Genomic DNA, 24,554 nt, shown 5'->3' with positions numbered 1-24,554 from the left:
TGACACCCACCGGCTTGAGGAGCAGAGCACGTGAGCAGCAACACCGGCGATGTCCGCCTCTGGGGTGGCCGGTTCGCCGACGGCCCCGCCGAGGCCCTGGCGAAACTCTCCGCCTCCGTCCACTTCGACTGGCGCCTCGCCCCGTACGACATCGCGGGCTCCCGCGCCCACGCGCGCGTGCTCCACAAGGCGGGACTGCTCACCGAGGACGAGCTGACCCGCATGATCGCCGGGCTCGACCAGCTGGAGTCCGATGTCGCGGACGGCTCCTTCGTCGGCACCATCGCCGACGAGGACGTGCACACCGCCCTGGAGCGCGGCCTGCTGGAGCGCCTCGGCCCGGACCTCGGCGGCAAGCTGCGCGCGGGACGCTCCCGCAACGACCAGGTGGCGACGCTCTTCCGGATGTACCTGCGGGACCACGCCCGCGTCATCGGCGGTCTGATCACCGACCTCCAGGAGGCCCTCGTCGGCCTCGCCGAGGCGCACGCCGACGTCGCCATGCCGGGCCGGACGCACCTCCAGCACGCCCAGCCGGTGCTCTTCGCCCACCAGATGCTGGCGCACGTCCAGCCGCTGTCCCGGGACGCCGAGCGGCTGCGGCAGTGGGACGAGCGGACGGCCGTCTCGCCGTACGGGTCCGGCGCGCTGGCCGGCAGCAGCCTCGGCCTCGACCCGGAGGCCGTGGCGCAGGACCTCGGCTTCGAGCACGGCTCCGTCGCCAACTCCATCGACGGCACGGCCTCCCGTGACTTCGTCGCCGAGTTCGCCTTCATCACCGCGATGATCGGGGTGAACCTCTCCCGCATCGCGGAGGAGATCATCATCTGGAACACGAAGGAGTTCTCCTTCGTCACCCTCCACGACGCCTTCTCCACCGGCTCGTCGATCATGCCGCAGAAGAAGAACCCGGACATCGCCGAGCTGGCGCGCGGCAAGTCCGGCCGCCTCATCGGCAATCTGACGGGCCTGATGGCCACGCTCAAGGCGCTGCCGCTCGCGTACAACCGCGACCTCCAGGAGGACAAGGAGCCGGTCTTCGACTCCTGCGACCAGCTGGAGGTCCTGCTCCCCGCGTTCACCGGCATGATGGCCACGCTCACGGTCAACCGGGAGCGGATGGAGGAGCTTGCCCCGGCCGGCTTCTCGCTCGCCACCGACATCGCTGAGTGGCTGGTGAAGCAGGGCGTGCCGTTCCGTGTCGCCCACGAGGTCGCCGGCGAGTGCGTCAAGGTCGCCGAGGCCGAGGGCAAGGAGCTGGACGAGCTCACCGACGAGCAGTTCGGCAAGATCTCCGAGCACCTCACGCCCGAGGTCCGCACGGTCCTGAACGTGCCGGGTGCCCTCGCCTCCCGCTCCGGCCGCGGCGGCACCGCGCCCAGCGCGGTCGCCGTCCAGCTCGCCGAGGTCAAGCAGGACCTCACGGTGCAGCGCGCCTGGGCCGACGCCAAGAAGTAGCCCCCCGAGGCCGTACGCAGGGCCCGGTTCGTCCATTCGTGGACGGGCCGGGCCCTGCGTCGTGCAGGGGCGGGGATCAGCGGCGGGCCCGCGCCCCGCTCCCGTAGCTCGACAGGTCGAGCAGCAGGCCGAACAGCACCACGACCCAGCCGATGCCGCGCACCCCGGTGACCGGCGCGTACGCGAACACGTACCCGAGCGTCGTCCAGGGCAGCAGGATCAGGCCGGCGAGCGGCAGCAGGACACCGCTGAAGGCCCGGTCCACCAGGTTCGTGAACAGCCAGGTGATCACCAGGGCGACCCGCGGTCCGATGGCCGCCATCGCGGCGAAGATGCAGCACCCCATGCCGGTACCTCCTGAGAGACCTCACCGTCCCGTCAGTCGTAACACCGGGTGACCGGGCGGGCCAGCGGAGTGGCGGGACAAGGGGCGGCGGACAATGGATGAGACATTCACGTCTCATCTGGTCTACTCTTGTCTCATGTCAGTCGATCGCGAACAGGTCCTGCGCAGCGCCGCGGCCCTGCTCACCCGCAAGTCCACGGCCACGATGGACGAGGTCGCCCGCTCCGCGGGCATCAGCCGCGCCACCCTGCACCGGCACTTCGCGGGCCGCGACGCCCTCGTCCGCGCCCTGGAGGAGCTGGGCATCCAGGAGTGCGAGGCGGCGCTCGACCGGGCCCGTCTCGACGAGGGCCGCGCCGAGGACGCGCTGCGCCGGCTCATCGGCGAGATCGAACCCTGCGCACCCCTGCTCGCCTTCCTCGTCACGGAGAACCAGCTCTTCGAGGGCGACGAGCAGCACGCGGGCTGGGCCCACCTGGACGCCCTCATCGCCGCGCTGTTCCGGCGCGGCCAGGAGGCGGGGGAGTTCCGCATCGACCTGACACCCGCCTGGCTGACCGAGGCGCTGTACGGCCTCGTCAGCGGCGGCGCCTGGGCCGTGATGGACGGCCGTGTGGCGGCGAAGGACTTCTCATACATGATCGCCGAGCTGCTGCTCGGCGGCGCACGACGGAGCGTGGAACCATGACCGGCACACAACAGCGCACCCCCGCGGCGGAGGTGGTGGCGCGCCCCGGCCGGTGGCTCGCCCTCTCCGTCCTCGTGCTGGCCGTGCTGCTCGTCGCCGTGGACGCGACGGTCCTCGGCCTCGCGACCCCGTACATCAGCGAGGACCTCAAGCCCTCCGGCACCCAGCTGCTGTGGATCGGTGACGTCTACTCGTTCGTCATCGCCGGTCTGCTGGTCTCCATGGGCAGCCTCGGCGACCGCATCGGCCGCAAGAAGCTGCTGCTGATCGGTGCCGTCGCCTTCGGCGCGGTCTCGGTGCTCAACTCCTACGCCACCACACCGGAGTTGATGATCCTGGCGCGCGCCCTGCTGGGTGTCGCCGGCGCGACGCTGATGCCGTCCACCCTGGCGCTGATCCGCAACATCTTCCACGACCCGCGCGAGCGCTCGCTCGCCGTCGGCATCTGGGGCGCCATGGCGTCCGCCGGTGCGGCGGTCGGGCCGGTCGTCGGCGGATTCCTGCTCGAACACTTCTGGTGGGGCTCGGTCTTCCTGATCAACCTGCCCGTGATGGCGATCCTGGTCGTCGTCGGCATCAAGCTCATCCCCGAGTCGAAGAACCCGGTGCCGGGCCCCTGGGACCTGGCGAGCGTCGTGCTCTCCCTGGTCGGCATGATCGGCGTCGTCTACGCCATCAAGGAAGCGGCGGCGCACGGCTTCCGCTGGGACGTGGCGGTGTCCGCGGTCATCGGCGTGGCGGCCCTCGTCGCCTTCGTCCGGCGCCAACTCACCCTGAAGTCGCCCCTGCTGGACATGCGCCTGTTCCGCAACCGCGGCTTCTCCGGCGCCGTCCTGGCCGACCTCCTGACGATCCTCGGACTCGCGGGCCTGATCTTCTTCCTGTCCCAGTTCCTCCAACTGGTCCAGGGGCGGCAGCCGTTCGAGGCGGGCCTCGCCGAACTGCCCGCCGCCGTGGGGGCGGTGGCGGCCGGTCTGGTCGCCGGTGTCGTGGCGCGCCGCTTCTCGGTGCGCGCCGTGGTGGCGGGCGGCCTCGCGGCCGTCGGCCTGGCCCTCGCGGCCCTCACCACGCTGAGCCAGTCGACCGGCTACCCGCTGCTCGGCGCGGTGCTGCTGGTCGTCGGCGTGGGCGCGGGCCTCTCGTTCACGGTCACGGCGGACGTGATCCTGTCCAGCGTGCCCAAGGAGCAGGCGGGCGCCGCCTCGGCGGTCTCCGAGACGGCGTACGAACTCGGCGCGGCCCTCGGCATCGCCCTGCTCGGCTCGATCGTCACGGGCGTCTACGCGGGCTTCACGGCTCCGCCGGGCACCCCGGCGGACGTCGCGGCGGCTGCCCACGAATCGCTGGGCGGCGCGGTCGAATCGGCGTCGGGCCTCCCGGCCGCACAGGCCCAGGAACTGCTGACCTCGGCCCAGACGGCCTTCGTGGACGGCCTCCAGGTCGCCGCGGGCGTCGGCGCGGCGGTCCTCCTGACGACGGCGGTGGCGGCCTGGTTCATGCTCCGGGGCCAGTCCCTGGAGTCCTGACCGATCCCGCCCCGGGCCCCCGCCCCGGAACAGCAGAAGGCCCGGCCCACCGGAATCAACCGGTGGGCCGGGCCCACGTCACCGTAGGAACGCTTACGCGGCCTTCGCCTTCGTGGCGTACATGTCGACGTACTCCTGACCCGACAGCCGCATGACCTCGGCCATCACGGAATCGGTCACGGCCCGCAGCACGTACCGGTCGCGCCCCATCCCGTCGTACCGGGAGAACTCCATCGGCTCGCCGAACCGCACGGTCACCCGCCCGGGCCGCGGCATCCCCGCCCCGCCCGGCTGCAGCTTGTCCGTGCCGATCATGGCGAAGGGGACGACGGGCGCCCCCGTCATCAGGGTCAGTCGCGCGATGCCGGTCCGGCCGCGGTACAGCCGGCCGTCGGGGGAGCGGGTGCCCTCCGGGTAGATCCCGAAGATGTTGCCCTCCTCCAGGATGCGGCGGCCGGTCATCAGCGCCGCCACACCACCGTTGGCACCGTCCCGGTCGACCGGGATCATGCCGACCCCGGTGAAGAACCACGCCATGAGGCGGCCCTTGAGGGACTTGCCGGTGACGTACTCGTCCTTACCGATGAAGCACACCTGCCGGTCGCAGACGAGCGGCAGGATCATCGAGTCGATGAAGGTCAGGTGGTTGCCCGCCAGAATGACGGGACCGTTCCCCGGGATGTTCTCGGCGCCTTCCACCCGTGGGCGGAACATCAGGCGCATGATCGGTCCGAGCACTGCCTTGATGAGCGCGAAGCGGGACAACGGGCCCTCCTGTGTCAGGGAATGGACTGGGAACGTACGTGGGTCTGTGCAGGTGAGGACGATACTCGCGGCCGGGTACCCGGCGCACATCGGGGTTCACGGACTGGATACGCAGAGTTGACCCTCGTTTGCCTCCCGTTGATGTGCGGGTGACGCCCAGGAGTCACCTCGCCGCACCCCGCCGTTCCGCACGGGGTCTCCCGTTCGTCACTCCTGTCCACCTACCATCGGTCCCGCTTTGACAGGTGCAAGGCAGTACTTGGTGGGAGGAGCGCTCCATGGGGAACGAGAAGGCACAGGCGGCACACGAGGCGCAGGCCGGCGGCACGGTGGGACGTCGTTCGCTGCTCGGCGCTGCCGTGCTCGGCGCGGGCGCGGCCGCCCTCGCCGTGCCCGGCACGGCAAGAGCCGCCGACCGCGACAGTGGTGGGAATCACTCGGGCCAGGGCTACAAGAGCCTGCCCGTCCCGACGATCGTCGCGCACCGCGGCACCAGCGGTTACCGGCCCGAGCACACGCTCGGCTCCTACCAGTTGGCGCTCGACATGGGCGCGCACGTCATCGAGGCCGGTGACATCGTCCCGACCAAGGACGGCCACCTCGTATGCCGTCACGAGCCGGAAATCGGCGGCACCACCGACGTCTCGGCCCACACCGAGTTCGCGTCCCGCAAGACCACGAAGGTGATCGACGGGGTCTCCACGACCGGCTGGTTCACCGAGGACTTCACGCTCGCCGAGCTGAAGACGCTGCGCGCCAAGGAGCGCATCCCGGCGACGCGCCAGCGCAACACCCTCTACGACGGCCGCTGGGAGATCCCCACCTTCGAAGAGGTCCTCAAGTGGCGCGCCGAGCAGAGCCGCAAGCGCGGCCGCGAGGTGTGGATCCACGTCGAGACCAAGCACCCCACCTACTTCCGCAAGCTCGGCCTCGGCCTGGAGGAGCGCCTCGCCAAGCTGCTGCGCGCGTACGGTCTGCACAAGAAGAACTCCCCGGCGTTCCTGCAGTCCTTCGAGCCGACGAGCATCCAGCGCCTGAACAAGCTGGTCGACAACCCGCTCGTCGTCCTGCTGTCCACGGCGAACTCCCGCCCGGCGGACTTCGTCGAGATCGGGGACCCGCGCACCGTCGCCGACCTGATCACGCCCAAGGGCCTCGCGGAGATCGCGACGTACGCGCAGGGCATCGGCCCGACCCTCGACCTGGTCATCCCGAAGGACGCGAGCGGCAAGCTGCTCCAGCCCACCACGCTCGTCAAGGACGCGCACGCCGCCGGGCTGATCCTGCACCCGTACACGATGCGCAACGAGAACACCTTCCTGCCCGCCGACTTCAAGAAGGGCACGGACCCGAACGCGTACGGGGACGCCTTCGGTGCCTTCCAGGCGTACTTCGCCACCGGGATCGACGGCATCTTCTCCGACAACTGCGACACCGCCCTGCTGGCCCGCGAGGACTTCGTCAACGGCTGACCGCCCGGCCCCGGTTGGAGTGACCCGCGGCCGCCCCGGCAACCACGAGCCGAGGCGGCCGCGTCCCGCCGGACATGAACGCACCGGACACGCACGCACCGACGCACGACCTGGTCATCGAGACCCTGCGCCCCCTCCTCGCGGCGGAGGTCCGGGCCGAACTCCCCGCGGCCGCCGAGCCGCACGACCTCGAACAGGCCGTCTGGGTCCGCCTGCTGGAGCACCTCGGCACCGATGGCCCGCCCACCGACCCCGCCGCCTGGCTCACCGCCACGGTCCGCTCGGAGGCCCGCCGCCAGCGCCGTACGACCTTCCGCGAGCTCCCGTACGTCACCGAGCCCGCCGCCGACACCGCCGAGTCGGACCCCGAACGCCGCGCCATCGCCCGGGAACGGGCCGGCGCGCTGCACGCCGCGGTCCGCCGGCTGCCCGGCCGCTGCCCCCGCCTCATCGGTGCGCTGCTGTCCCCGAAAGATCTCACTTACCGTGAAATCGCAGGCGAGTTGGGTATCTCACAGGGCAGCCTTGGGCCGGAACGTTCCAGATGTCTGGGATGCCTGCGCAGAATCATGGTTTCCGAGGTTGCGCCGACGTCCGGTCGGGGAAAAGGGTGAGGGACAACCGGCGGACAGGTGAGCGGGAGGCATGCACACATGGGCATGAGCGTGACCATCTCTGCGGCGACCGAAGCGGATGCCGAGCAGATCCTGAAGTTGCAGTACCTCTGCTACCAGAGCGAGGCACAGCTCTACGGGGACTACTCGATCGAGCCGCTCACACAGTCCCTCGACTCGGTGAGGGCCGAACTCGCGGGCGGAAAGGTCCTGGTGGCCCGGCTCGGCGACGAAGTGGTGGCGTCCGTGCGCGGCACGGTCGACGCCGACGGCACGGCCCGGATCAACAAGCTGATCGTGCACCCGCGCATGCAGCGCCACGGCCTGGGCGGCCGGCTCCTGTCGGCCATAGAGGCCGACCTCGGAACGACCGGCGCGACGAAGCGCTTCCAGCTCTTCACCGGCCACCGCAGCGAGCACAACCTGCGGCTCTACCGGAAGCACGGCTACGCGCAGGTGTCGACGAAGCGGGTCGACGAGCGGCTCACCCTGGTGACCCTGGCCAAGGACACCGAGGCGAACGCGTTCGCGGCGAGCGCCTGAGGCTCAGGCGGCGACGTCCGGCTGCTGCTGCCGCAGCACGCCCTTGCGCAGCCAGTACATGGCGGTGAGCGGCAGCAGGACCGGAATGAACAGATAGCCCATCCCGTAGTCCGACCACACGGTCGCGTCCGGGAACGCCGACGGCTCCACCAGCGTCCACGTCCCGACGATCAGCACGCCCGCCAGCTCCAGCCCACAGCACACGAACGCGGCCCGCCGCGCCGTGTCCCCGCCGCGCACCAGCGAGTACGTGATGAACCCGTAGACGATCCCGGCGATCGCGGACAGCGAGTACGCGAGCGGCGCCTTGTCGAACTCGGTGGAGATCTGCACGGCCGACCGCGACACGGCGCCGACCACCATCACGCCGTACAGCCACACCAGCAGCATGCCGGGACCGCTGATCAGCCGGCGCCTGTCGGTGCCCTTGCCCGGTCCGGCGTCCTGTCCGTCGTCCGGTCCGGCGTTCTTCTCCGAAGAGGCCACGGCCACCTCATCCTCCCCAGATGTCATAGAGGCGTACTTCGAGGACGGCGAGCACCACGCCGCCGGCGGCGACGGTGATCGAGCCCCAGCGGGTGCGCTCGGCGAGGGACATGAAGCCCGCCGCCGGAATGCACGCGAACGCCCCGATCAGATACGCCACGAAGATCGTCGTGCCCTGGTCCGGCTCCTCGCCCCGCGCCAGCTGCACGATCCCGACCACCAGCTGCACCAGCGCGAGCACCGACACCACGGCCATGCCGATGAAGTGCCAGTCCTTGGTCGGCTGGTCGCGAGAGGCGGCGAAGCCGCACCAGGCCGCGAGCGCGAGCGCGGCGAGACCCGTCACCAGGGTCAGGACATCAAGCATGGCCGTGAGCCTATTACGGGCCAAAAGGCCCCGTGCGCCCGCCCCCGGGGCGCCCCGTACGCTCGGGAGACATGAAGATCCACGCTGACGCCCTGCTGTTCGACAACGACGGAACCCTGCTCTCGTCCATGGAGTCCGTCTACCGCTGCTGGACCCGCTGGGCGCAGGAGTACGGGATCACCGCCGAGGACTTCGCCGCCGTGGAACTGCACGGCCGCCCCGCCGCCGAGATCGCCGCCGACCTGCTGCCCGCCGACAAGGTCGCCGAGGCCGTGGCCCGGATCGAGGAGCTCGAGGTCGACGACGTGCCCAACGGCGGCACCCATGTCCTGCCCGGCACGCTCGACCTGCTCCGTTCCCTGCCCGACGGCCGCTGGGCCGTCGTCACCTCCGCCACCCGCCGCCTCGCCGAGGCCCGGCTCGCCGCCGTCGGCATCGAGCCGCCGCTGCTCATCGCCGCCGACGACATCACGCGCGGCAAGCCCGACCCCGAGCCGTTCCTGCTCGCCGCCGCGAAGCTCGGCGTGGACCCCGCGCGCTGCGTCGTCTTCGAGGACGCCCCCGCCGGTCTCACCGCGGGCCGGGCCGGCGGCATGCGGACCGTGGCCTTGGCCACAACGCACGAGGCCCACGAGCTCTCCGCCGACGTCGTGGTGAAGGACCTGTCGGCCGTGTCAGCACTGGCCACGGAGGCCGGGGTCGAGATCACCGCCACCCCCTGACCGTCCCCCGCACCCGTCCAGCGCTGTCCGCTATTCGGACAGCGGTGGCGGGATGCGACCTCACTTCTGCTTTACTTGCCCGCATGACCACGACGAGCAGCCGCACCCTTGCGACCGAGGCGACGATGACGCCCGGTGCTCGTTGTATGTGTCGAATGTGCGCCTTCTGAGGGCCCCCGCCACGCCTGTTCTCGCGCCCCGAAGCGAGACCCGCGCGCCCTGTCCGTAGGGAGTGACTCCGCAGGGAGAAACCGCTCGACTACGTGACCGGGTCTGCCCCGCGCACAGCTTCTCCGTACTGACAGCGACTGATCCAGTACTGGCACACGCCATCAGCGAGAGCCTGCCGCGCCCGGAAACTCCGCAAGTTCCCGAACGAATGCCCCGTGCCCGGCGCCACCCGTGTCGCGCACTCGACAGCTACGGAAACCCACGTGATCACCACCCAGGGCCTCACCAAGGTCTACCGCTCGCGCGGCCGCGAGGTCACCGCCCTCGACGGCGTCGACCTGCACGTGCGCGAAGGCGAGGTGTACGGCGTCATCGGCCAGTCCGGCGCCGGCAAGTCCTCGCTGATCCGCTGTGTGAACCTGCTGGAACGCCCCACGTCCGGCACCGTCACCGTGGCCGGCCAGGACCTCACCGCCCTCGCCGGCCGCGGACCGCGGGCCGGCCGGGAGCTGCGCGAGGCGCGCAGCCGCATCGGCATGGTCTTCCAGCACTTCAACCTGCTGTCCTCGCGCACCGTTCAGGACAACATCGAGCTGCCGCTCGAAATCCTCGGCAAGTCGGGGAAGGAACGTTCCGCCAAGGCGCTGGAACTGCTCGACCTCGTCGGCCTCGCCGACAAGGCCAAGTCCTACCCGGCCCAGCTCTCCGGCGGCCAGAAGCAGCGCGTCGGCATCGCCCGCGCACTGGCCGGCGACCCGAAGGTGCTGCTCTCCGACGAGGCGACGTCCGCCCTCGACCCGGAGACCACCCGTTCCATCCTCCAGCTGCTGCGCGACCTCAACCAGCAGCTCGGCCTCACCGTCCTGCTCATCACGCACGAGATGGACGTCGTCAAGACCGTCTGCGACTCCGCCGCCCTCATGGAGCGCGGGCAGATCGTCGAGTCCGGCACCGTCAGCGAGCTCCTCGCCACCCCCGGCTCCGAACTCGCCGCCGCGCTCTTCCCGGTCAGCGGCGACGCCTCCGGCACCGACCGCACCGTCATCGACGTCACCTTCCACGGTGAGTCCGCGACGCAGCCGGTCATCTCGCAGCTGTCGCGCACCTACAACATCGACATCTCGATCCTGGGCGCCGCCATGGACACCGTCGGCGGCAAGCAGGTCGGCCGGATGCGCATCGAACTGCCCGGCCGCTACGAGGACAACGTCGTGCCGATCGGGTTCCTGCGCGAGCAGGGCCTCCAGGTCGAGATACAGGGCAACCAGGACGGTCAGTCCGTACTGCTGAAGGAAGGTGTCACCAAGTGACCTGGTCGGAGATGCAGCCGCTGCTGTCCCAGGCGTGTTGGGACACCCTCTACATGGTCGGCTGGTCCACGCTGATCGCCGTCGTCGTCGGCCTGCCGCTCGGCGTCCTGCTCGTGCTCACGGACCGGGGCGGGCTGCTGCAGAACGCCCTGGCGAACAAACTCATCGGGCAGCTCGTCAACGTCGTCCGCTCGATGCCGTTCATCGTCCTGATGCTCGCGCTGACGGCCTTCACCCGCTGGGTCGTCGGCACCAGCATCGGCCGCGAGGCCGCCATCGTGCCGCTCGCCATCGGCGCCATCCCGTTCTTCGCGCGCCTCGTCGAGACGTCCGTGCGCGAGGTGGACCGCGGTCTGGTCGAGGCCGTGCAGTCGATGGGCGGCAACACCTGGACCGTCGTCCGCAAGGTCTTCGTGCCCGAGTCGCTGCCGTCGCTGATCTCCGCGACCACGACCACGATCGTCGCCATCATCGGCTACTCCGCGATGGCCGGCACGGTCGGCGCGGGCGGCCTCGGCGACGTCGCCATCCGCTACGGCTATCAGCGCTTCGAGGCGACCCTGATGTGGATCGTCGTGGCGATCCTCGCGGTCGCCATCGCGATCATCCAGTTCGCCGGCGACAGCGCGGCGCGGGTCCTGCACCGTCGCGCCGGAAAGGGCGGCGAGCCGTTCCGCTTCCGTCTGTTCGGCGGGTTCCTGCCCGCCGGTCCCGTCAGCGCCGAGGCCACCCCGGCCAAGACCCGCTGACCCCCGCAGTCCCCAGACTCCCCGTCCCACCCGGCGGGTTGCACCACCCATGGAGAAAGGCACTTTTCGTGCGTAACACCACCAAGATCACCGCAGCTGTCCTCGCCACCGGCGCCCTCACCCTGGGCCTGACCGCCTGCGGTTCGGACAAGGCCGACACCAAGGCCAAGGCGTCCGACCCGCTCGTCGTCGCCGCGACCCCCGTCCCGCACGCCGAGGTCCTCGACTACATCAAGAAGAACCTGGCGAAGAAGGAAGGCCTCAACCTCGAGGTCAAGGAGTTCACGGACTACGTCCAGCCGAACAACGCCACCGAGGACGGCTCGGTCGACGCCAACTACTTCCAGACCGTCCCGTACCTCGAGGACTTCAACAAGAAGAACGGCACGCACCTCACGTCGGTCGCCACCGTCCACCTGGAGCCGCTCGGCCTCTACTCCGAGAAGGCCAAGAAGCTCGACGACATCAAGAAGGGCGGCACCATCGCCGTCCCGAACGACGCCGACAACGAGAGCCGCGCCCTGCGCTTCCTCGCCGCCAACGGGATCATCACGCTCAAGAGCGGCTCCGAGGCCACCGCGACCCCGCAGGACATCGAGAAGAACCCGAAGGACCTGACGTTCAAGGAGGTCGAGGCGGCCCAGACCCCGCGCTCCCTCCCCGACGTCGACGGCGCGGTGATCAACGGCAACTACGCCATCGGTGCCGACCTCAGCCCGGCCAAGGACGCCCTCGCGCTCGAATCCGCCAAGGGCAACAAGTACAACAACGTCCTCGCCGTCAAGGAGGGCAACGAGGACGACCCGCGCGTCAAGAAGCTCGCCAAGCTCCTGACGTCGCCCGAGGTGAAGAAGTTCATCGAGGACAAGTACAAGGGCTCGGTGCTCCCCTCCTTCTGAGCCTTCTGATCTTTCTGATGCGTACGTACACGCTTCCCGCCGCCGTGATCGCCGGGGCACTCGTCCTCGGCGTCACGGCCTGCGGCTCCGACAAGACCGACGGCTCCGACGGGGTCGGCAAGCTCGTCGTGGGCGCCACGCCCACCCCCGCCGGCGAAGTCCTCGCCTACGTACAGCAGAAGCTGGCGAAGAAGGCCGGACTCGACCTGGAGGTCAAGGAGTTCACGGACTACGTCCTGCCGAACACCGCGCTCCAGCAGGGCGAGCTCGACGCCAACCTCTACCAGCACACGCCGTACCTGGAGGACTTCAACAAGTCCCGGGGCACCACCCTGACCCCGGTCACCGAGGTCTACCTGCCGCCCCTCGGCTTCTACTCCAAGAAGGTCGAGGACGTCACGAAGCTGCGCGAAGGAGCCACCGTCGCGCTGCCCAACGACGTCACCAACGAAGGCAGGGCGCTCGGCCTCCTCGCCTCCCAGGGCGTGATCGGGCTCAAGAAGGGCGCGGGGGTGAACGCGACGCCGCGCGATGTCGCCGACAACCCCAAGAAGTTGAAGTTCAAGGAGCTCGAAGCGGCCCAGCTGCCGCGCTCGTTGGGCGACGTCGACGTCGCCGCCGTCAACAACAACTTCGCGCTCGACGCGGGCCTCAGCCCCCGGAAGGACGCCATTCTCCTGGAGTCGGTGAAGGGCAACCCGTACAACAACGTCCTCGCCGTGAAGAAGGGCGACGAGGACGACCCGCGGGTGAAGAAGCTCGCCGAGCTGCTGACGTCGCCCGAGGTGAAAAAGTTCATCGAGGACACGTACAAGGGCTCGGTCCTGCCTGCCTGAGGCACCCGTGCCCGCACCTCGTCATGGGGGTCGTTCCTGCCAACAGGAGCGGCCCCCATGTGCAGTTACGTGCCTTCATGCTGCATGCTGGGCACTCACCCCCGGCCGACACGAGGGACGCAGGCGGCCACGAAGGTTACGGAGCGGCACATGACGAACACCTTCCCCGAGATCTCCATCAGCACGGAGCGCTTGGTGCTGCGTCCGCTCGACGAGGACGACGTCCCCGCCCTGGCCGAGATGATGAACGACGAACTGGTCGCCGCCTGGACGTCGGTGCCGCAGCCCTTCACCGAGGACGGCGCGCGCCGCTGGATCACCGACTACGCCCCCACGGAGCGCACGGCCGGACACGGACTCGACCTCGCCGTCACCGAGTTCCTCACCCAGCGCCTGGTCGGCATCGTCCAACTGACCAAGACGAACTGGCACGTTCGCTCCACCGAACTGTCGTACATCGTCGCCCCCTGGGCCCGCGGCGAGGGCTACGCGTCCGAGGCCGCGCTCGCCATGGCCCAGTGGCTCTTCCGCGACCGCGGCTTCGAGCGCATCGAACTGCGCACGGCCGCGGACAACACCGCCTCCCAGCAGGTCGCCCAGAAGATCGGCTGCATCAGCGAGGGCGTGCTGCGCAACGCCTGCATAGCGCGTACGCGCACCGAGGACGGCACCCTGGCGGAGGTCCGCACCGACTTCATCGTCTGGAGCCTGCTGCCCGAGGACCTGGACGGCGTCACCGAGCAGCTCGCCGAGGCCGGGGGTTTCACGGCCTTCTCGGACTGGAACTGACCTCACAGGCGGTTCCCGGACCCAGCAGGTACGCTCTCGGTGCCCCGCCCGGCCCGACACCGGCGGCATTCCCCTGACCTGAGGACTCGGACCGAGTCCCGCGTACGCACCGAGCACACCTCTGGAGACTGACGACGATGGCCGACCGGGTCACGGTGATCGGCTGGGACGGCTCTCCGCCGACCGCGGCGGCCCGCTCCGCGCTCCAAGCGGCCACCCTGGTGGCCGGCGCCGGCCACCACCTGGCGCTGCCCGAGGTGTCGGAGCGCGCCGAGCGCATCCGGCTCGGCAGCGTCTCCCTCGCCGCCCGCCGGATCGCCGGCCACCGCGGCACCGCCGTCGTCCTCGCGGACGGCGACCCGGGCTTCTTCGGTGTCGTACGGACCCTGCGCGCACCCGAGTACGGCCTGGAGGTCGAGGTCGTCCCCGCTGTCTCCTCGGTCGCCCAGGCCTTCGCCCGTGCGGGCATGCCCTGGGACGACGCACAGGTGGTCGTCGCACACCGCCGCACCCTCAGGCGCGCGGTGAACGTATGCCGGGCCCACACCAAGGTCGCCGTTCTCACCTCCCCGGGCGCCGGCCCCGCCGAGCTGGGCCTGCTCCTCGAAGGGGTCCACCGCACCTTCGTCATCTGCGAGGAACTCGGCACGGACCGCGAACAGGTCACCGTCGTCACCTCCGACAAGGCCGCCGACCACACCTGGCGCGACCCGAACGTCGTCATCGTCATCGGCGGCCCGGTCACCGGCGCCCCCGGCACCGGCGGCTGGCTCGCCGGCGGCGACGCGGACTCGGGCCCGCGCGGCTGGGCGCTGCCCGCCGCCGAGTACACGGGCCCCTTCGGCGAGGGCGAGACCGAGCAGCTGCGCGCGGCCCAACTCGCGCGCCTGGGGCCGCGGACCGGCGACCTCGTGTGGGACATCGGCTGCGGCAGCGGCGCCTTCACGGCGGAGGCCGGACGGTTCGGCGCCGCCGTCATCGCCGTCGACCGCGACCCCGACGCCTGCGCCCGCACCCTCGCCACCGCCCGTCGCTTCGGGATCCAGGCGCAGATCGTGCACGGCACCGCACCGCACGTCCTCGAAGATCTGCCCGAGCCCGACGTCGTCCGGGTCGGCGGCGGGGGAGCCGCGGTCGTCTCCGCGGTCGCCGACCGGCGGCCCGCGCGCATCGTCACGCACGCCGCGACACGCGACGCCGCCGAACTCATCGGCAGGGACCTGACGGAGCACGGATACGACGTCGAGTGCGCCCTCCTGCAATCCGTCGAACTGGACACTCGTGTCTGGACGGAGAAGGAGCGGACCGTGGGGTTCCTGCTCTCCGGGCGGCTTCCCGTCCGCCACCCGTGACCCTGACGGCCCAACGCGCGCGGTAGGCTGGCCGATCGTTGTACCGCACCGGGACGTCCGGCAGTTCGTCAGCCAATGTCCGGGAAACGCACCACTCTTGGAGCGCCTGTGGTACGGCGCCGACCGGAGGACGCGCAACGTGGCGCAGTCCACAGAAGGCCATGGGCGATCTACGTTCCGTGGCCGCGATCCGACCGGGACAATGCGTGTAGTCCGGGGCGGTTCGTGCCGCGCGGCGTGCGTGCTCGTTCTTCATGACGGGCGGACGACGCACCGCTCCGGTCAAGGGGGTTGCCTACCCGGCCGTCGGCCGGGGGCGGCCGGCAAGTTCTCATCGATGGGCGAGGGGTAGGCATGACCGACACCGGTCAGGTTCCGGGCGAGGGGCTGCCGGAGAACGCAGGAGCGGTGGACCAGCCGGGCGTTCCCGCCCCGGGCGCGTACACCTTCCTCGATCCCTCCGACGCCACCGCCGAGGACGACGAACTGCTCCTCATGCCGGGTTCCCAGGGCGCCTGGGGCCAGCCGCAGGCCGCGCAGCAGCCGCAGGCCCCCGTCGGCCACGAACCGGGCCCGCACGAGATGGCGGGCCGCGACAGCGGACACCACGACATGGGTGGAATGCACATGCCCGGCCAGGCCGCCGCGAACCAGGGCCCCGCCCGCCGCCCCCTGCACATGGGCCCGGCCGTGCCGGAGACCGGCGGCAGCCCGGTGCGCTCGCTCGCCGACCGGGGCCCGGCGCAGCAGACGCCGCCGAACCCGATGCCGGTCCGCCAGGCGGGCCCGCCCACCACGGGCCCCGAGTACCTCGACATCCCGCCGCAGGGCGCCGCCCCGTGGCAGCCGGCCGAGGCACAGCAGCTCGCCGAGCCCCAGCAGCAGGGCGGATACGAGATGCCGCCGCCGGCGCCCGCAGAAACGGTCGTCCCTGAGGCCGTCCCGGCGCAGTACGCCGAGCCGGCCCCGCACTTCCAAGCGCCGGAGGCGGCGCCGGAGTTCGTGCCCGTCGCCGAGCCGACCCCGGTCGCCGCGTACGTCGGCCAGGCCGACCTGTCCGGTCAGTCCGGTCAGTCCGGTCAGTACGCCGTGCACGAGGGCCTGCCGCCGCAGGAGTACCCGCAGCAGTCGGTCCCCGTGGCCGCGCCCGAGCAGCAGCTCCTCGGCCAGTTCGTCCCCGTCGAGGGCACCGTGCCCACGACGCCGCATCTCGCGCCGACCCCGCCGCAGGCCATGGTCGTGCCTCCGCTGCCCGACCAGGGGGCCGAGCCGGTTCCGGCGCCCGAGGCCGAGCCGGTCGTCGTCGCCGAGCAGCACGAGCAGCAGGTGCCGGTGCAGGAGGCCGTGGCGATGGCTCCTCAGGAGGCGTTCCAGGAGCCGTTCCAGGAGCAGCCGCAGGAGCCGGCCGTGCCCGCCGAGCCGCTCGCCGAGCAGCCCGTCGCCCCGGCCGCCGAGCCGGAGAGCCCGGTCGTCGTGGAGCCCGTCGTCGCCGAGCCCGTGGCCGTCGTGGAGCCGGAAGCCGTGGTCGAGCCCGAGCCCGTCGCCGCTCCGGTGGCCGAGCAGCCCGCCGGGCCCGTGACCGAGGCCCCCGCGCAGGAGTTCCCGGCCGAGGCCGCTGAGCAGCCCGTCGCCGAGGAGCCGGCCGAGGGCCCCGCGACCGTGCCCGCACCGCGCGACGGCGGCCCGGCCGCCGGCCCCGCGCCCGAGCAGTTCGGGGCCGAGGCGGAGGCCGAGGAGCCGGAGCTCATCGAGGTCGCCCCCGTGCAGGAGCAGCCGGAACCCCTCCAGGCCGTCGAGGCCGAACCGGAGGACGGTCCCGAGCAGCTGCCCGAGACCCTCGCCGAGCCGGTCGGCGCCGCCGCTCCCGGCTACGACGACGCCGAGCGCGAGGCCGTCCTGCGCGTGATGCGCGAGCGCCGGGACATCCGCAACGGCTTCCGCAGCGATCCCATCCCGCACGAGGTCCTGCTCCGCGTCCTGGAGGCCGCCCACACGGCGCCGTCCGTCGGCCACTCCCAGCCCTGGGACTTCGTCGTCATCCGCTCGGCGGAGACCCGCCGCACGATGCACGAGCTGGCCATGCGCCAGAAGGACGCCTACGCCAAGTCCCTCCCCAAGGGCCGCGCGAAGCAGTTCAAGGAACTGAAGATCGAGGCCATCCTCGACACCCCGGTGAACATCGTGGTCACCGCCGACCCGACCCGCGGCGGCCGCCACACCCTCGGCCGTCACACGCAGCCGCAGATGGCCCCGTACTCCTCCGCGCTCGCGGTCGAGAACCTGTGGCTCGCGGCCCGCGCCGAGGGCCTCGGCGTCGGCTGGGTCTCCTTCTTCGACGAGCGCGAGATGGTCCGCACGCTCGGCCTGCCCGAGCACCTCGAAGTGGTCGCGTACCTGTGCGTCGGCTACGTCGACGAGTTCCCGGACGAGCCCGAGCTGATGCAGGCCGGCTGGTCCAAGCGCCGCCCTCTGTCGTGGGTCGTGCACGAGGAGACGTACGGCCGGCGCGCGCTGCCCGGCGAGGACCCGCACGACCTGCTCGCCGAGACCGTCTCCAACATCCGCCCGCTGGACGCCAAGGCGCTCGGCGAGGCGTGGGAGCGGCAGAAGCGGATGACGAAGCCCGCGGGCGCGCTCGGCATGCTGGAGATCATCTCCGCACAGCTGTCCGGGCTGTCCCGGATGTGCCCGCCGCCGATCCCGGAGCCCGCGGCCGTCGCGATCTTCGCGGGCGACCACGGCGTGCACGCCCAGGGCGTGACCCCGTGGCCGCAGGAGGTCACCGGCCAGATGGTGGCGAACTTCCTGGGCGGCGGCGCGGTCTGCAACGCGTTCGCGAACCAGGTCGGCGCCGAGGTCTGCGTCATCGACGTGGGCGTCGCCTCCGAACTCCCCGCCACCCCCGGTCTGCTGCCCCGCAAGGTGCGGGCGGGCACCGCCGACATGACGGCGGGCCCGGCCCTGACCCGCGAAGAGGTCAAGGCCGCCATCGAGGTCGGCATCGAGACGGCCCGCGACTTGGTCGCCGCGGGCAACAAGGCGCTGCTGACCGGTGAGATGGGCATCGCCAACACCACGGCGTCGGCGGCCCTCATCTCGGTCTACACCGACGTCGACCCCGCCGAGGTCACCGGCCGCGGCACCGGGATCAACGACGAGACCCACGCCCGCAAGATCGAGGTCGTGCGCCGCGCCCTCGACGTGCACCAGCCCGACCCGGCGGACCCGATCGGTGTCCTCGCCGCGGTCGGCGGCCTGGAGCACGCGGCGCTGGTCGGCCTGCTGCTCGGCGGCGCCTCGCTGCGCACGCCGGTGATCCTGGACGGCGTGAGCGCCGGGGCCGCGGCCCTGGTCGCCCGCGCCATCGCCCCCGAGGTCCTCGCCGCCTGCATCGCGGGCCACCGCAGCGCCGAGCCCGGCCACGTCGCCGCGCTCAACAAGCTGGGCCTGCGCCCGCTGGTCGACCTGGACCTGCGCCTGGGCGAGGGCACGGGCGCGCTCCTCGCGCTCCCGATCGTGCAGAGCGCGGCGCGTGCCATGCACGAGGTCGCGACGTTCGACTCGGCAGGCGTCACGGAGAAGTAGCCGATGCCTTCGCGCCCCTGGGACGCCGGCCGCAGGCCGTACATCCCAGGGGCGTGGGGAACTGCGCGACCAGCCACGACGCACCCGCACCCGGCACACGAGGCTCCGAGCCACGGCGCGAACCCGTGACCAGCCCCCGTGACCGGCCGCACGTACCCGCCCCCGCCGGCCAGGCATAAGCTGTCGCCAGAGGAAACCGCACGTCACAGGGCTCCACCGTCGCAGCCCAGCCAGCCCCGCCGTCCCAGGAGCCGTACGACATGCCCCCCGCTCAGCACCCCGCATACCCGGTCGGCCTGCGACTGACCGGCCGCAAGACGATCGTCATCGGCGGCGGCCAGGTCGCCCAGCGCAGGCTGCCCGCCCTGATCGCGGCGGGCGCGGACATCACCCTGATCTCCCCGTCGGCCACCCCCTCCGTGGAGGCCATGGCGGACGCGGGCGAGATCAGCTGGACCCGTCGCCGCTACGAGGAGGGCGACCTGGCCGAGGCCTGGTACGTCCTGGTCGCCACGGCCGACCGCGCGGCGAACGAGCTGGCGTCGGCCGAGGCGGAGCGCCACCGCACCTGGTGCGTCCGCTCCGACGACGCGGAGGCCGCCACCGCGTGGACCCCGGCCACCGGCCGCACCGAGGGCGTCACGCTCGCGGTCCTGTCCACCGAGGCCGCCGACCGCGACCCGCGCCGCACCGCCGCCGTCCGCGACGCGCTCGTCGAGGCCCTGCGGGACGGCACCGTCAGCACCGAGCGGACCCGCACGCCCGGCGTCGCCCTGGTCGGCGGCGGCCCCGGCGACCCGGACCTGATCACGGTCCGCGGCCGGCGCCTCCTCGCCGAGGCCGACGTCGTCATCGCCGACCGGCTCGGCCCGCGCGACCTGCTCGACGAACTCCCGCCGCACGTCGAGGTGATCGACGCGGCGAAGATCCCGTACGGCCGCCAGATGGTCCAGGAGGCCATCAACCAGGCCCTCGTCGAGCACGCCAAGCAGGGCAAGGCCGTCGTCCGGCTCAAGGGCGGCGACCCGTTCGTCTTCGGCCGCGGCATGGAGGAGGCCCAGGCCCTGGCCGCCGAAGGCATCCCGGTCACGGTCGTGCCCGGCATCTCCAGCTCGATCTCGGTCCCGGGCGCCGCCGGCATCCCGGTCACGCACCGCGGCGTCGCCCACGAGTTCACCGTGGTCAGCGGCCACGTGGCGCCGGACGACGAGCGCTCCCTGGTCGACTGGTCGGCCATGGCGAAGCTCACCGGCACCCTGGTGATCCTGATGGGCGTCGACAAGATCGGGAAGATCGCCGCGGCCCTGGTCGAGCACGGCAAGGACCCGGCCACCCCCGTCGCACTGGTCCAGGAAGGCACCACGGCGGCCCAGCGCCGCGTCGACGCGACCCTCGCCACGGTCGGCGAAACGGTGGTCGCCGAAGGGGTCAGGCCCCCGGCGGTCATCGTCATCGGCAGCGTGGTGCACGAGGGACCCGAACGTAACCAGCGGTAACACAACTCGTTCCGAGCCGTTGGCACCACACCCAGGACAAGGCAGTATCGACCCGTGGCTGATCCCCAAGGTCTCATCACCATCGACGACCCCGACGACCCCCGCCTGAGCGACTACACGGGCCTGACCGACGTGGAGCTGCGCCGCAAGCGCGAACCGGCCGAGGGACTGTTCATCGCCGAGGGCGAGAAGGTCATCCGCCGGGCCAAGCAGGCCGGGTACGAGATGCGCTCGATGCTGCTCTCGGCGAAGTGGGTCGACGTCATGCGCGACGTGATCGACGAGGTCCCCGCCCCGGTGTACGCCGTCGCCCCCGACCTCGCGGAGAAGGTCACCGGCTACCACGTGCACCGCGGCGCCCTCGCCTCCATGCAGCGCAAGCCGCTGCCCACCGCCGACGAACTCCTCACCACCGCACGCCGCGTGGTCGTCATGGAGTCCGTCAACGACCACACGAACATCGGCGCGATCTTCCGCTCCGCGGCCGCCCTCGGCATGGACGCGGTGCTGCTCTCGCCCGACTGCGCCGACCCGCTCTACCGCCGCTCCGTGAAGGTCTCCATGGGCGCGGTCTTCTCGGTTCCGTACGCACGTCTCGACGCCTGGCCGAAGTCCCTGGAGACGGTCCGCGAGGCGGGCTTCAACCTCCTGGCGCTCACCCCGGCCGACCAGGCGAAGTCCCTCGACGAGGTGGCCCCGCACCGGATGGACCGGGTGGCGCTCATGCTCGGCGCGGAGGGCGACGGCCTGTCCACCAAGGCACTGATGGCCGCCGACGAATGGGTCCGCATCCCGATGGCCCACGGCGTCGACTCGCTCAACGTGGGCGCGGCGGCCGCCGTCGCGTTCTACGCCGTGGCCACCGGCCGCCCCGAACTCTGACGGTCAGCTCTCCGGCAGCGGCAGCGCCCGGACGGCAGCCGTCTGCCGTCCGCCGCTGTCGCCGCCGAGCCCGCGCGACGGGCCCTGGCAGCCCTGGGCCGCCGCGATGGCGAGCGCCACGAGCAGCGTCACGACCACGAACACGAACAGCCGCTGCCGCAGCAGCCGCGGATTCGCGGGCCGCAGCTTCTTGCCCGCGCCCGTGCCGTTCGTCCGGGGAGCGGGACGCCCGGCACCACTGCGCGGCGCGGGCCTGCTGCCGGACCGCGACGACGTGGAGCGCGGCGCCGAACCGCCCCCGGTCCTGCCGTTGCTCGGCCGCGGCGCGGGAGTCCCCGGCTGCGTCCTGCGCTGGGTGCGCTGCTGCTCGTACGTGGCGTGCGGATCGGCGAGCCGCCCCGTCGGCCGGTCCTGCTCGGCGACGCGCGGCGCCGGCGGCCGCACCTCACCGAGGCCCTGTGCCTCGCGGGCCGCGATCTCCTTGAGCCGCAGCGACAGCTGGAGCGTGCTGGGCCGCTCCTCCGGGTCCTTCGCGAGACACGCGCGCAGCAGGGGGGCCAGCGCGTCCGGCACCCCGTGCAGCTGCGCCTCCTCGTGCACCACGCGGTAGAGCATGACCTCGGAACTGCCGTGCCCGAAGGGCGAGTCGCCCATGGCCGAGTAGGCGAGCGTGGCGCCGAGGGCGAACACGTCGGTGGCGGGCGTGACGGCCGCGCCCCGCACCTGCTCGGGCGCGAGGAAACCGGGGGAGCCCACGGCGGTCCCCACGTGCGTCAGCGTCGAGGCCCCGGTCGCCCAGGCGATGCCGAAGTCGATGATCCGCGGCCCCTTCGGGGACAGCAGGATGTTCGACGGCTTGAGGTCCCGGTGCACGACACCGGCCTCGTGGACGGCGACGAGGCCCTCCGACAGCGCGGCGCCCACGGCCGCCACGTCGGCGGCCGCCAGCGGCCCTTCCTCGGCGACCTTGTCGTGCAGCGAGGGACCGGGCACGTACTGCGTCGCGAACCAGGGCCGGTCCGCCTCCAGGTCGGCCGCGACGAGCCGCGCCGTGCAGCCGCCGCGGATCCGCCGCGCGGCGGACACCTCGCGCGCGAACCGCGACCTGAACTCCTGGTCCTCCGCCAGGTCCGGCCGGATCACCTTGAGCGCGACCCGCTGCCCACGCCGGTCGGAACCGAGGTAGACGACGCCCATCCCACCGGCCCCGAGCCGTCTGTGAAGCCTGAACGAGCCGACGACGCGCGGGTCCTCGCGCCTCAGGCGCATCATCGCCATGTCCATCCCCGCTGCTGCCCGGTCCGTCTGACGAGCCACAGCTTACGTTTCCGCGCCCGAGTGCGCGCAGAGGCCGCGCCCTCACGCCCGATTCGATTGTCAGTGCCCGGTGGGAAACTTGAAAGGTGGTCAGGGAGCGCGGGAGCAGGGCGGCTTGACGCTGCCCGGACACCCAACCGCCTGGCACAGAAGGGGGATTGAGCCCATGAAGGGCGATCGGGTCGAGATAGTCGTGGACGCCGGGGACACGACGCGTACGTACGAAGTGGTGGCGAGCCGTGCGGGCCGCAGAGTGGAGACGGCGGTCCGCAGGGGAGTCGTGGAAGTGAGCGAAGTCACCCGCAGCGGGTCCGTGGTGCGCACCGCGCGCTTCATGGCGACGCGGGTCCTCGCCCTCGTCGAGCAGCCGGTTCCGCGGGAGGAGGCCTCGGAAGCGGCGGAGAAGAGCCGTCCCCTCCGGGAAGACCCCGAGACCTAGGACCTCTTCTCCACCCAGGGGAGTACATGGGGTGGGAGCGCTCATCCTCCGGGAGGCCCGGCAATCGGTACGAGGGCATGACGACCCGGGGAGCCGCCGCCCATAGATTTGAGGTCAAGCGGCGGGTGCAGCACTCGTCCCCCGAGGTCAGGCACCCGCCGCTGCCACTACAGGCAAGAACTCAAGATTTCGACCGGGAGAGGACCATGGCGGACACGGCATCGCGGACGACAGCGTTCCGCACACGGATCGGCAGGGCGGGCATGTTCGGCGGCCCCACCACCGGCCGCCGTCACCCGCTGGTGGCCACGGCCATGGTCCTCCCTCTCGCGGCCCTTCTCGTCGTCGTCTTCGGCGGCTGGGACGCGGTGGTCACACAAGCGTCGTCCGTGGGCGTGATGCTGGGGCGCTGAGCGGCGCCTCCAGGCCCGGAAGAGCGGTCCGGGCGGGGACATCCGGCCATGAAACCCCGTGGGGACGGGGGTGCGGCGGACGGCACAAATGCCGCGTGCAGCTGGGGAGCTGCACGCGGCATTGCTTTGCCCCGGTACGGCGGCGGCCCCGGGGCCGTAGGCTCTGCCCGACCGAGCACCACGACCGGGGGACACTGTGACCACGCCCTTGCTCCCCGCGCTCCGGGCCGAGGCCAGGGGTGCGGCCCATCCGACCGGCATTCCGTGCGTCTGCGGCGGCGCGACCCTCGCCGACCGGCCCGACGGCACCGTCGTCCGGCACGGCGACACCGTCGCCAAGGCGCACGCCCCGGACACGGACCGCGCGGACCTCGACCGCCGCCTCGCGGTTGCCGCCCTGCCCGCCCTCGCCGGGGTCCTCCTGCCGCCGCTGCGTCCGACGGCGACGGCCGTGCAGGACCGGCTCGTCACGTTCTGGCCGCACGGCACCCCCGTCGACCCCGACCACCCCGAGCACGCCCCGTGGGAGGCCGCGGCCGGCCTCCTGGCCCGCCTCCACACCACACCCGGGCACCGGCTCCCGCCCGGCCTGCCCCCGATGCGGGGCCCGGAGAAGGCGGCCCGCGCCCTGGCCCGGCTCGACGCGAGCGCCCCCGGCCACCCGGCCGCGGCGCCCGTCCGCCGCGCCTGGCGGAGCCTGCCGCCGTGGGCCCGTGGCGAGGTCCCGTACGAGCACGCGCACGCCCTCTGCCACGGTGACCTGCACCTCGGCCAGCTGGTCCGCCACCCGGCCGACTCCGGGACCTGGCTCCTGATCGACGTCGACGACCTCGGAATCGGCGACCCGGCCTGGGACTTGGCCCGCCCGGCGGCCTGGTTCGCCTGCGGCCTGCTGTCCTCCGACGAGTGGACCCGCTTCCTCACCGCCTACCAACGCGCGGGCGGTGCGAAGGAACTGAGCGTGGACGACCCCTGGCCCGCCCTGGACGTCCCGGCCCGCGCCCTGACCGTCCAGACCGCCGCCCTCGCCGTGGCGAAGGCCACCGAGGCCGGCCGGCCGCTCGACGACGTCGAGGAGGCGGTGGTCGACGCGTGTGCCCGCATGGCTTTTGTCCCACCCGACTTGGGGAACGGCCACGCCAAGTAGGGTGCGGGAGACGGAAGCCGGGAAGTGTTCCGGCGAAGCAGCACCGAACGGCAGGGAGTTGAGCCGAGCATGCAGTGTCCGAAGTGTCACGCACCGATGCACACCTACAACCGCAATGGCGTCCAGATCGAGCAGTGCAGCGGTTGTCGCGGGATATTCCTGGACTACGGCGAGCTGGAGTC

At 71.9% G+C, this 24,554-nt stretch carries 25 protein-coding genes; 20 read left to right on the top strand and 5 right to left on the bottom strand.

The features are described 5' to 3' along the window. The first annotated feature begins 30 nt into the window (after window positions 1-30). Window positions 31-1,458 carry an argininosuccinate lyase gene (argH, locus tag M4J07_RS21970; protein ID WP_255974511.1) on the top strand — a complete coding sequence of 476 codons (1,428 nt, stop codon included), beginning with the start codon at window positions 31-33 and terminating at the stop codon, window positions 1,456-1,458. A 76-nt stretch (window positions 1,459-1,534) separates the two neighbouring features. Here the strand turns inward: argH and M4J07_RS21965 are convergent, their stop codons facing one another. Next, on the bottom strand, window positions 1,535-1,804 hold the full coding sequence (locus M4J07_RS21965; protein ID WP_255974509.1) for a hypothetical protein: 270 nt from the start codon (window positions 1,802-1,804) through the stop codon (window positions 1,535-1,537). A 136-nt stretch (window positions 1,805-1,940) separates the two neighbouring features. On the opposite strand from M4J07_RS21965, the gene M4J07_RS21960 reads away from it, so the two are divergent. Together M4J07_RS21960 and M4J07_RS21955 are read left to right on the top strand one after the other, a co-directional pair. Next, entirely contained in the window at window positions 1,941-2,492 is a 552-nt protein-coding gene (locus M4J07_RS21960) for a TetR/AcrR family transcriptional regulator (protein ID WP_255974507.1), read from the top strand. Continuing rightward, window positions 2,489-4,018 (top strand): MFS transporter, encoded by a 1,530-nt coding sequence (locus M4J07_RS21955; RefSeq protein WP_255974505.1) that lies wholly within the window; start codon window positions 2,489-2,491, stop codon window positions 4,016-4,018. Before M4J07_RS21960 ends, M4J07_RS21955 begins: the two co-directional genes overlap by 4 nt. Window positions 4,019-4,111: 93 nt before the next feature. On the opposite strand, the gene M4J07_RS21950 is transcribed toward M4J07_RS21955, so the two are convergent. Further along, window positions 4,112-4,873 carry a lysophospholipid acyltransferase family protein gene (locus M4J07_RS21950; RefSeq protein ID WP_374215065.1) on the bottom strand — a complete coding sequence of 254 codons (762 nt, stop codon included), beginning with the start codon at window positions 4,871-4,873 and terminating at the stop codon, window positions 4,112-4,114. 188 nt (window positions 4,874-5,061) lie between these two features. Between M4J07_RS21950 and M4J07_RS21945 the strand changes: the two genes are divergently transcribed. From M4J07_RS21945 to M4J07_RS21935, 3 genes are all read left to right on the top strand, one after another. Next, window positions 5,062-6,255: a glycerophosphodiester phosphodiesterase gene (locus M4J07_RS21945; RefSeq protein ID WP_255974503.1), complete on the top strand. Its 1,194-nt coding sequence runs from the start codon at window positions 5,062-5,064 to the stop codon at window positions 6,253-6,255. A 74-nt stretch (window positions 6,256-6,329) separates the two neighbouring features. Beyond that, on the top strand, window positions 6,330-6,869 hold the full coding sequence (locus M4J07_RS21940; RefSeq protein WP_255974501.1) for an RNA polymerase sigma factor: 540 nt from the start codon (window positions 6,330-6,332) through the stop codon (window positions 6,867-6,869). A gap of 39 nt (window positions 6,870-6,908) precedes the next feature. Continuing rightward, window positions 6,909-7,412, top strand: coding sequence for a GNAT family N-acetyltransferase (locus tag M4J07_RS21935; protein ID WP_255974499.1), 504 nt, complete (start codon window positions 6,909-6,911; stop codon window positions 7,410-7,412). Window positions 7,413-7,415: 3 nt separating this feature from the next. Here M4J07_RS21935 and M4J07_RS21930 read toward each other — a convergent pair whose 3' ends face one another. Beyond that, entirely contained in the window at window positions 7,416-7,802 is a 387-nt protein-coding gene (locus tag M4J07_RS21930; RefSeq protein WP_255974546.1) for a hypothetical protein, read from the bottom strand. A 103-nt stretch (window positions 7,803-7,905) separates the two neighbouring features. After that, window positions 7,906-8,265, bottom strand: a complete 360-nt coding sequence (locus M4J07_RS21925; RefSeq protein ID WP_255974497.1) for a hypothetical protein — start codon at window positions 8,263-8,265, stop codon at window positions 7,906-7,908. A gap of 71 nt (window positions 8,266-8,336) precedes the next feature. Between M4J07_RS21925 and M4J07_RS21920 the strand changes: the two genes are divergently transcribed. The 10 genes from M4J07_RS21920 (at window position 8,337) to M4J07_RS21875 (ending at window position 21,056) form a co-directional block, all read left to right on the top strand. Then, window positions 8,337-8,987: an HAD family hydrolase gene (locus M4J07_RS21920; protein ID WP_255974495.1), complete on the top strand. Its 651-nt coding sequence runs from the start codon at window positions 8,337-8,339 to the stop codon at window positions 8,985-8,987. A gap of 434 nt (window positions 8,988-9,421) precedes the next feature. Beyond that, window positions 9,422-10,468: a methionine ABC transporter ATP-binding protein gene (locus M4J07_RS21915; protein WP_255974493.1), complete on the top strand. Its 1,047-nt coding sequence runs from the start codon at window positions 9,422-9,424 to the stop codon at window positions 10,466-10,468. Beyond that, window positions 10,465-11,217 (top strand): methionine ABC transporter permease, encoded by a 753-nt coding sequence (locus M4J07_RS21910; RefSeq protein ID WP_255974491.1) that lies wholly within the window; start codon window positions 10,465-10,467, stop codon window positions 11,215-11,217. The genes M4J07_RS21915 and M4J07_RS21910 overlap by 4 nt, the downstream gene beginning before the upstream one ends. Window positions 11,218-11,285: 68 nt before the next feature. Then, window positions 11,286-12,116, top strand: a complete 831-nt coding sequence (locus M4J07_RS21905; protein WP_255974489.1) for a MetQ/NlpA family ABC transporter substrate-binding protein — start codon at window positions 11,286-11,288, stop codon at window positions 12,114-12,116. Window positions 12,117-12,133: 17 nt separating this feature from the next. After that, window positions 12,134-12,952: a MetQ/NlpA family ABC transporter substrate-binding protein gene (locus M4J07_RS21900; protein WP_255974487.1), complete on the top strand. Its 819-nt coding sequence runs from the start codon at window positions 12,134-12,136 to the stop codon at window positions 12,950-12,952. 150 nt (window positions 12,953-13,102) lie between these two features. Beyond that, window positions 13,103-13,741, top strand: a complete 639-nt coding sequence (locus M4J07_RS21895) for a GNAT family N-acetyltransferase (protein WP_255974485.1) — start codon at window positions 13,103-13,105, stop codon at window positions 13,739-13,741. Between the two features lie 137 nt (window positions 13,742-13,878). Next, the gene (gene cbiE, locus M4J07_RS21890) at window positions 13,879-15,093 is read left to right on the top strand and encodes a precorrin-6y C5,15-methyltransferase (decarboxylating) subunit CbiE (protein ID WP_255974483.1); all 1,215 of its coding nucleotides are present in this window, start codon (window positions 13,879-13,881) and stop codon (window positions 15,091-15,093) included. A gap of 354 nt (window positions 15,094-15,447) precedes the next feature. Continuing rightward, the gene (gene cobT, locus M4J07_RS21885; protein WP_255974481.1) at window positions 15,448-18,678 is read left to right on the top strand and encodes a nicotinate-nucleotide--dimethylbenzimidazole phosphoribosyltransferase; all 3,231 of its coding nucleotides are present in this window, start codon (window positions 15,448-15,450) and stop codon (window positions 18,676-18,678) included. Window positions 18,679-18,938: 260 nt separating this feature from the next. After that, the gene (gene cobA, locus M4J07_RS21880; protein WP_255974479.1) at window positions 18,939-20,174 is read left to right on the top strand and encodes a uroporphyrinogen-III C-methyltransferase; all 1,236 of its coding nucleotides are present in this window, start codon (window positions 18,939-18,941) and stop codon (window positions 20,172-20,174) included. A 54-nt stretch (window positions 20,175-20,228) separates the two neighbouring features. Next, window positions 20,229-21,056: a TrmH family RNA methyltransferase gene (locus M4J07_RS21875; protein ID WP_255974477.1), complete on the top strand. Its 828-nt coding sequence runs from the start codon at window positions 20,229-20,231 to the stop codon at window positions 21,054-21,056. 3 nt (window positions 21,057-21,059) lie between these two features. Here the strand turns inward: M4J07_RS21875 and M4J07_RS21870 are convergent, their stop codons facing one another. After that, window positions 21,060-22,340: a serine/threonine-protein kinase gene (locus M4J07_RS21870; protein ID WP_255974544.1), complete on the bottom strand. Its 1,281-nt coding sequence runs from the start codon at window positions 22,338-22,340 to the stop codon at window positions 21,060-21,062. A 199-nt stretch (window positions 22,341-22,539) separates the two neighbouring features. Between M4J07_RS21870 and M4J07_RS21865 the strand changes: the two genes are divergently transcribed. The 4 genes from M4J07_RS21865 to M4J07_RS21850 form a co-directional block, all read left to right on the top strand. Beyond that, a complete protein-coding gene (locus tag M4J07_RS21865) occupies window positions 22,540-22,812 on the top strand; it encodes a hypothetical protein (protein ID WP_255974475.1) in 273 nt (90 codons plus the stop codon). Window positions 22,813-23,018: 206 nt separating this feature from the next. Beyond that, window positions 23,019-23,225, top strand: a complete 207-nt coding sequence (locus M4J07_RS21860; RefSeq protein WP_255974474.1) for a hypothetical protein — start codon at window positions 23,019-23,021, stop codon at window positions 23,223-23,225. 196 nt (window positions 23,226-23,421) lie between these two features. After that, window positions 23,422-24,372: a phosphotransferase family protein gene (locus M4J07_RS21855; protein ID WP_255974472.1), complete on the top strand. Its 951-nt coding sequence runs from the start codon at window positions 23,422-23,424 to the stop codon at window positions 24,370-24,372. Window positions 24,373-24,441: 69 nt separating this feature from the next. Continuing rightward, window positions 24,442-24,554, top strand: a 113-nt coding sequence (locus tag M4J07_RS21850) for a TFIIB-type zinc ribbon-containing protein (RefSeq protein ID WP_255974542.1), incomplete at its 3' end; no start/stop codon positions are given.

Source organism: Streptomyces longispororuber (genome assembly GCF_024448165.1).
Taxonomy (GTDB): Bacteria; Actinomycetota; Actinomycetes; order Streptomycetales; family Streptomycetaceae; genus Streptomyces; species Streptomyces longispororuber_A.
Note: the sequence above shows the minus strand (reverse complement) of the source record. Positions and strands in the feature narration are given on the sequence as shown.

Coding starts and splice junctions, on each gene's coding strand:
- M4J07_RS21960 (WP_255974507.1), top strand. CDS start 1,941: ATGTCAGTCGATCGCGAACAGGTCCTGCGCAGCGCCGCGGCCCTGCTC.
- cobA (WP_255974479.1), top strand. CDS start 18,939: ATGCCCCCCGCTCAGCACCCCGCATACCCGGTCGGCCTGCGACTGACC.
- M4J07_RS21965 (WP_255974509.1), bottom strand. CDS start 1,804: ATGGGGTGCTGCATCTTCGCCGCGATGGCGGCCATCGGACCGCGGGTC.
- M4J07_RS21930 (WP_255974546.1), bottom strand. CDS start 7,802: ATGCTGCTGGTGTGGCTGTACGGCGTGATGGTGGTCGGCGCCGTGTCG.
- cbiE (WP_255974483.1), top strand. CDS start 13,879: ATGGCCGACCGGGTCACGGTGATCGGCTGGGACGGCTCTCCGCCGACC.
- M4J07_RS21955 (WP_255974505.1), top strand. CDS start 2,489: ATGACCGGCACACAACAGCGCACCCCCGCGGCGGAGGTGGTGGCGCGC.
- M4J07_RS21950 (WP_374215065.1), bottom strand. CDS start 4,873: ATGTGCGCCGGGTACCCGGCCGCGAGTATCGTCCTCACCTGCACAGAC.
- M4J07_RS21920 (WP_255974495.1), top strand. CDS start 8,337: ATGAAGATCCACGCTGACGCCCTGCTGTTCGACAACGACGGAACCCTG.
- M4J07_RS21935 (WP_255974499.1), top strand. CDS start 6,909: ATGGGCATGAGCGTGACCATCTCTGCGGCGACCGAAGCGGATGCCGAG.
- M4J07_RS21945 (WP_255974503.1), top strand. CDS start 5,062: ATGGGGAACGAGAAGGCACAGGCGGCACACGAGGCGCAGGCCGGCGGC.
- cobT (WP_255974481.1), top strand. CDS start 15,448: ATGACCGACACCGGTCAGGTTCCGGGCGAGGGGCTGCCGGAGAACGCA.
- M4J07_RS21865 (WP_255974475.1), top strand. CDS start 22,540: ATGAAGGGCGATCGGGTCGAGATAGTCGTGGACGCCGGGGACACGACG.
- M4J07_RS21900 (WP_255974487.1), top strand. CDS start 12,134: ATGCGTACGTACACGCTTCCCGCCGCCGTGATCGCCGGGGCACTCGTC.
- M4J07_RS21860 (WP_255974474.1), top strand. CDS start 23,019: ATGGCGGACACGGCATCGCGGACGACAGCGTTCCGCACACGGATCGGC.
- M4J07_RS21870 (WP_255974544.1), bottom strand. CDS start 22,340: ATGGACATGGCGATGATGCGCCTGAGGCGCGAGGACCCGCGCGTCGTC.
- M4J07_RS21895 (WP_255974485.1), top strand. CDS start 13,103: ATGACGAACACCTTCCCCGAGATCTCCATCAGCACGGAGCGCTTGGTG.
- M4J07_RS21925 (WP_255974497.1), bottom strand. CDS start 8,265: ATGCTTGATGTCCTGACCCTGGTGACGGGTCTCGCCGCGCTCGCGCTC.
- M4J07_RS21940 (WP_255974501.1), top strand. CDS start 6,330: ATGAACGCACCGGACACGCACGCACCGACGCACGACCTGGTCATCGAG.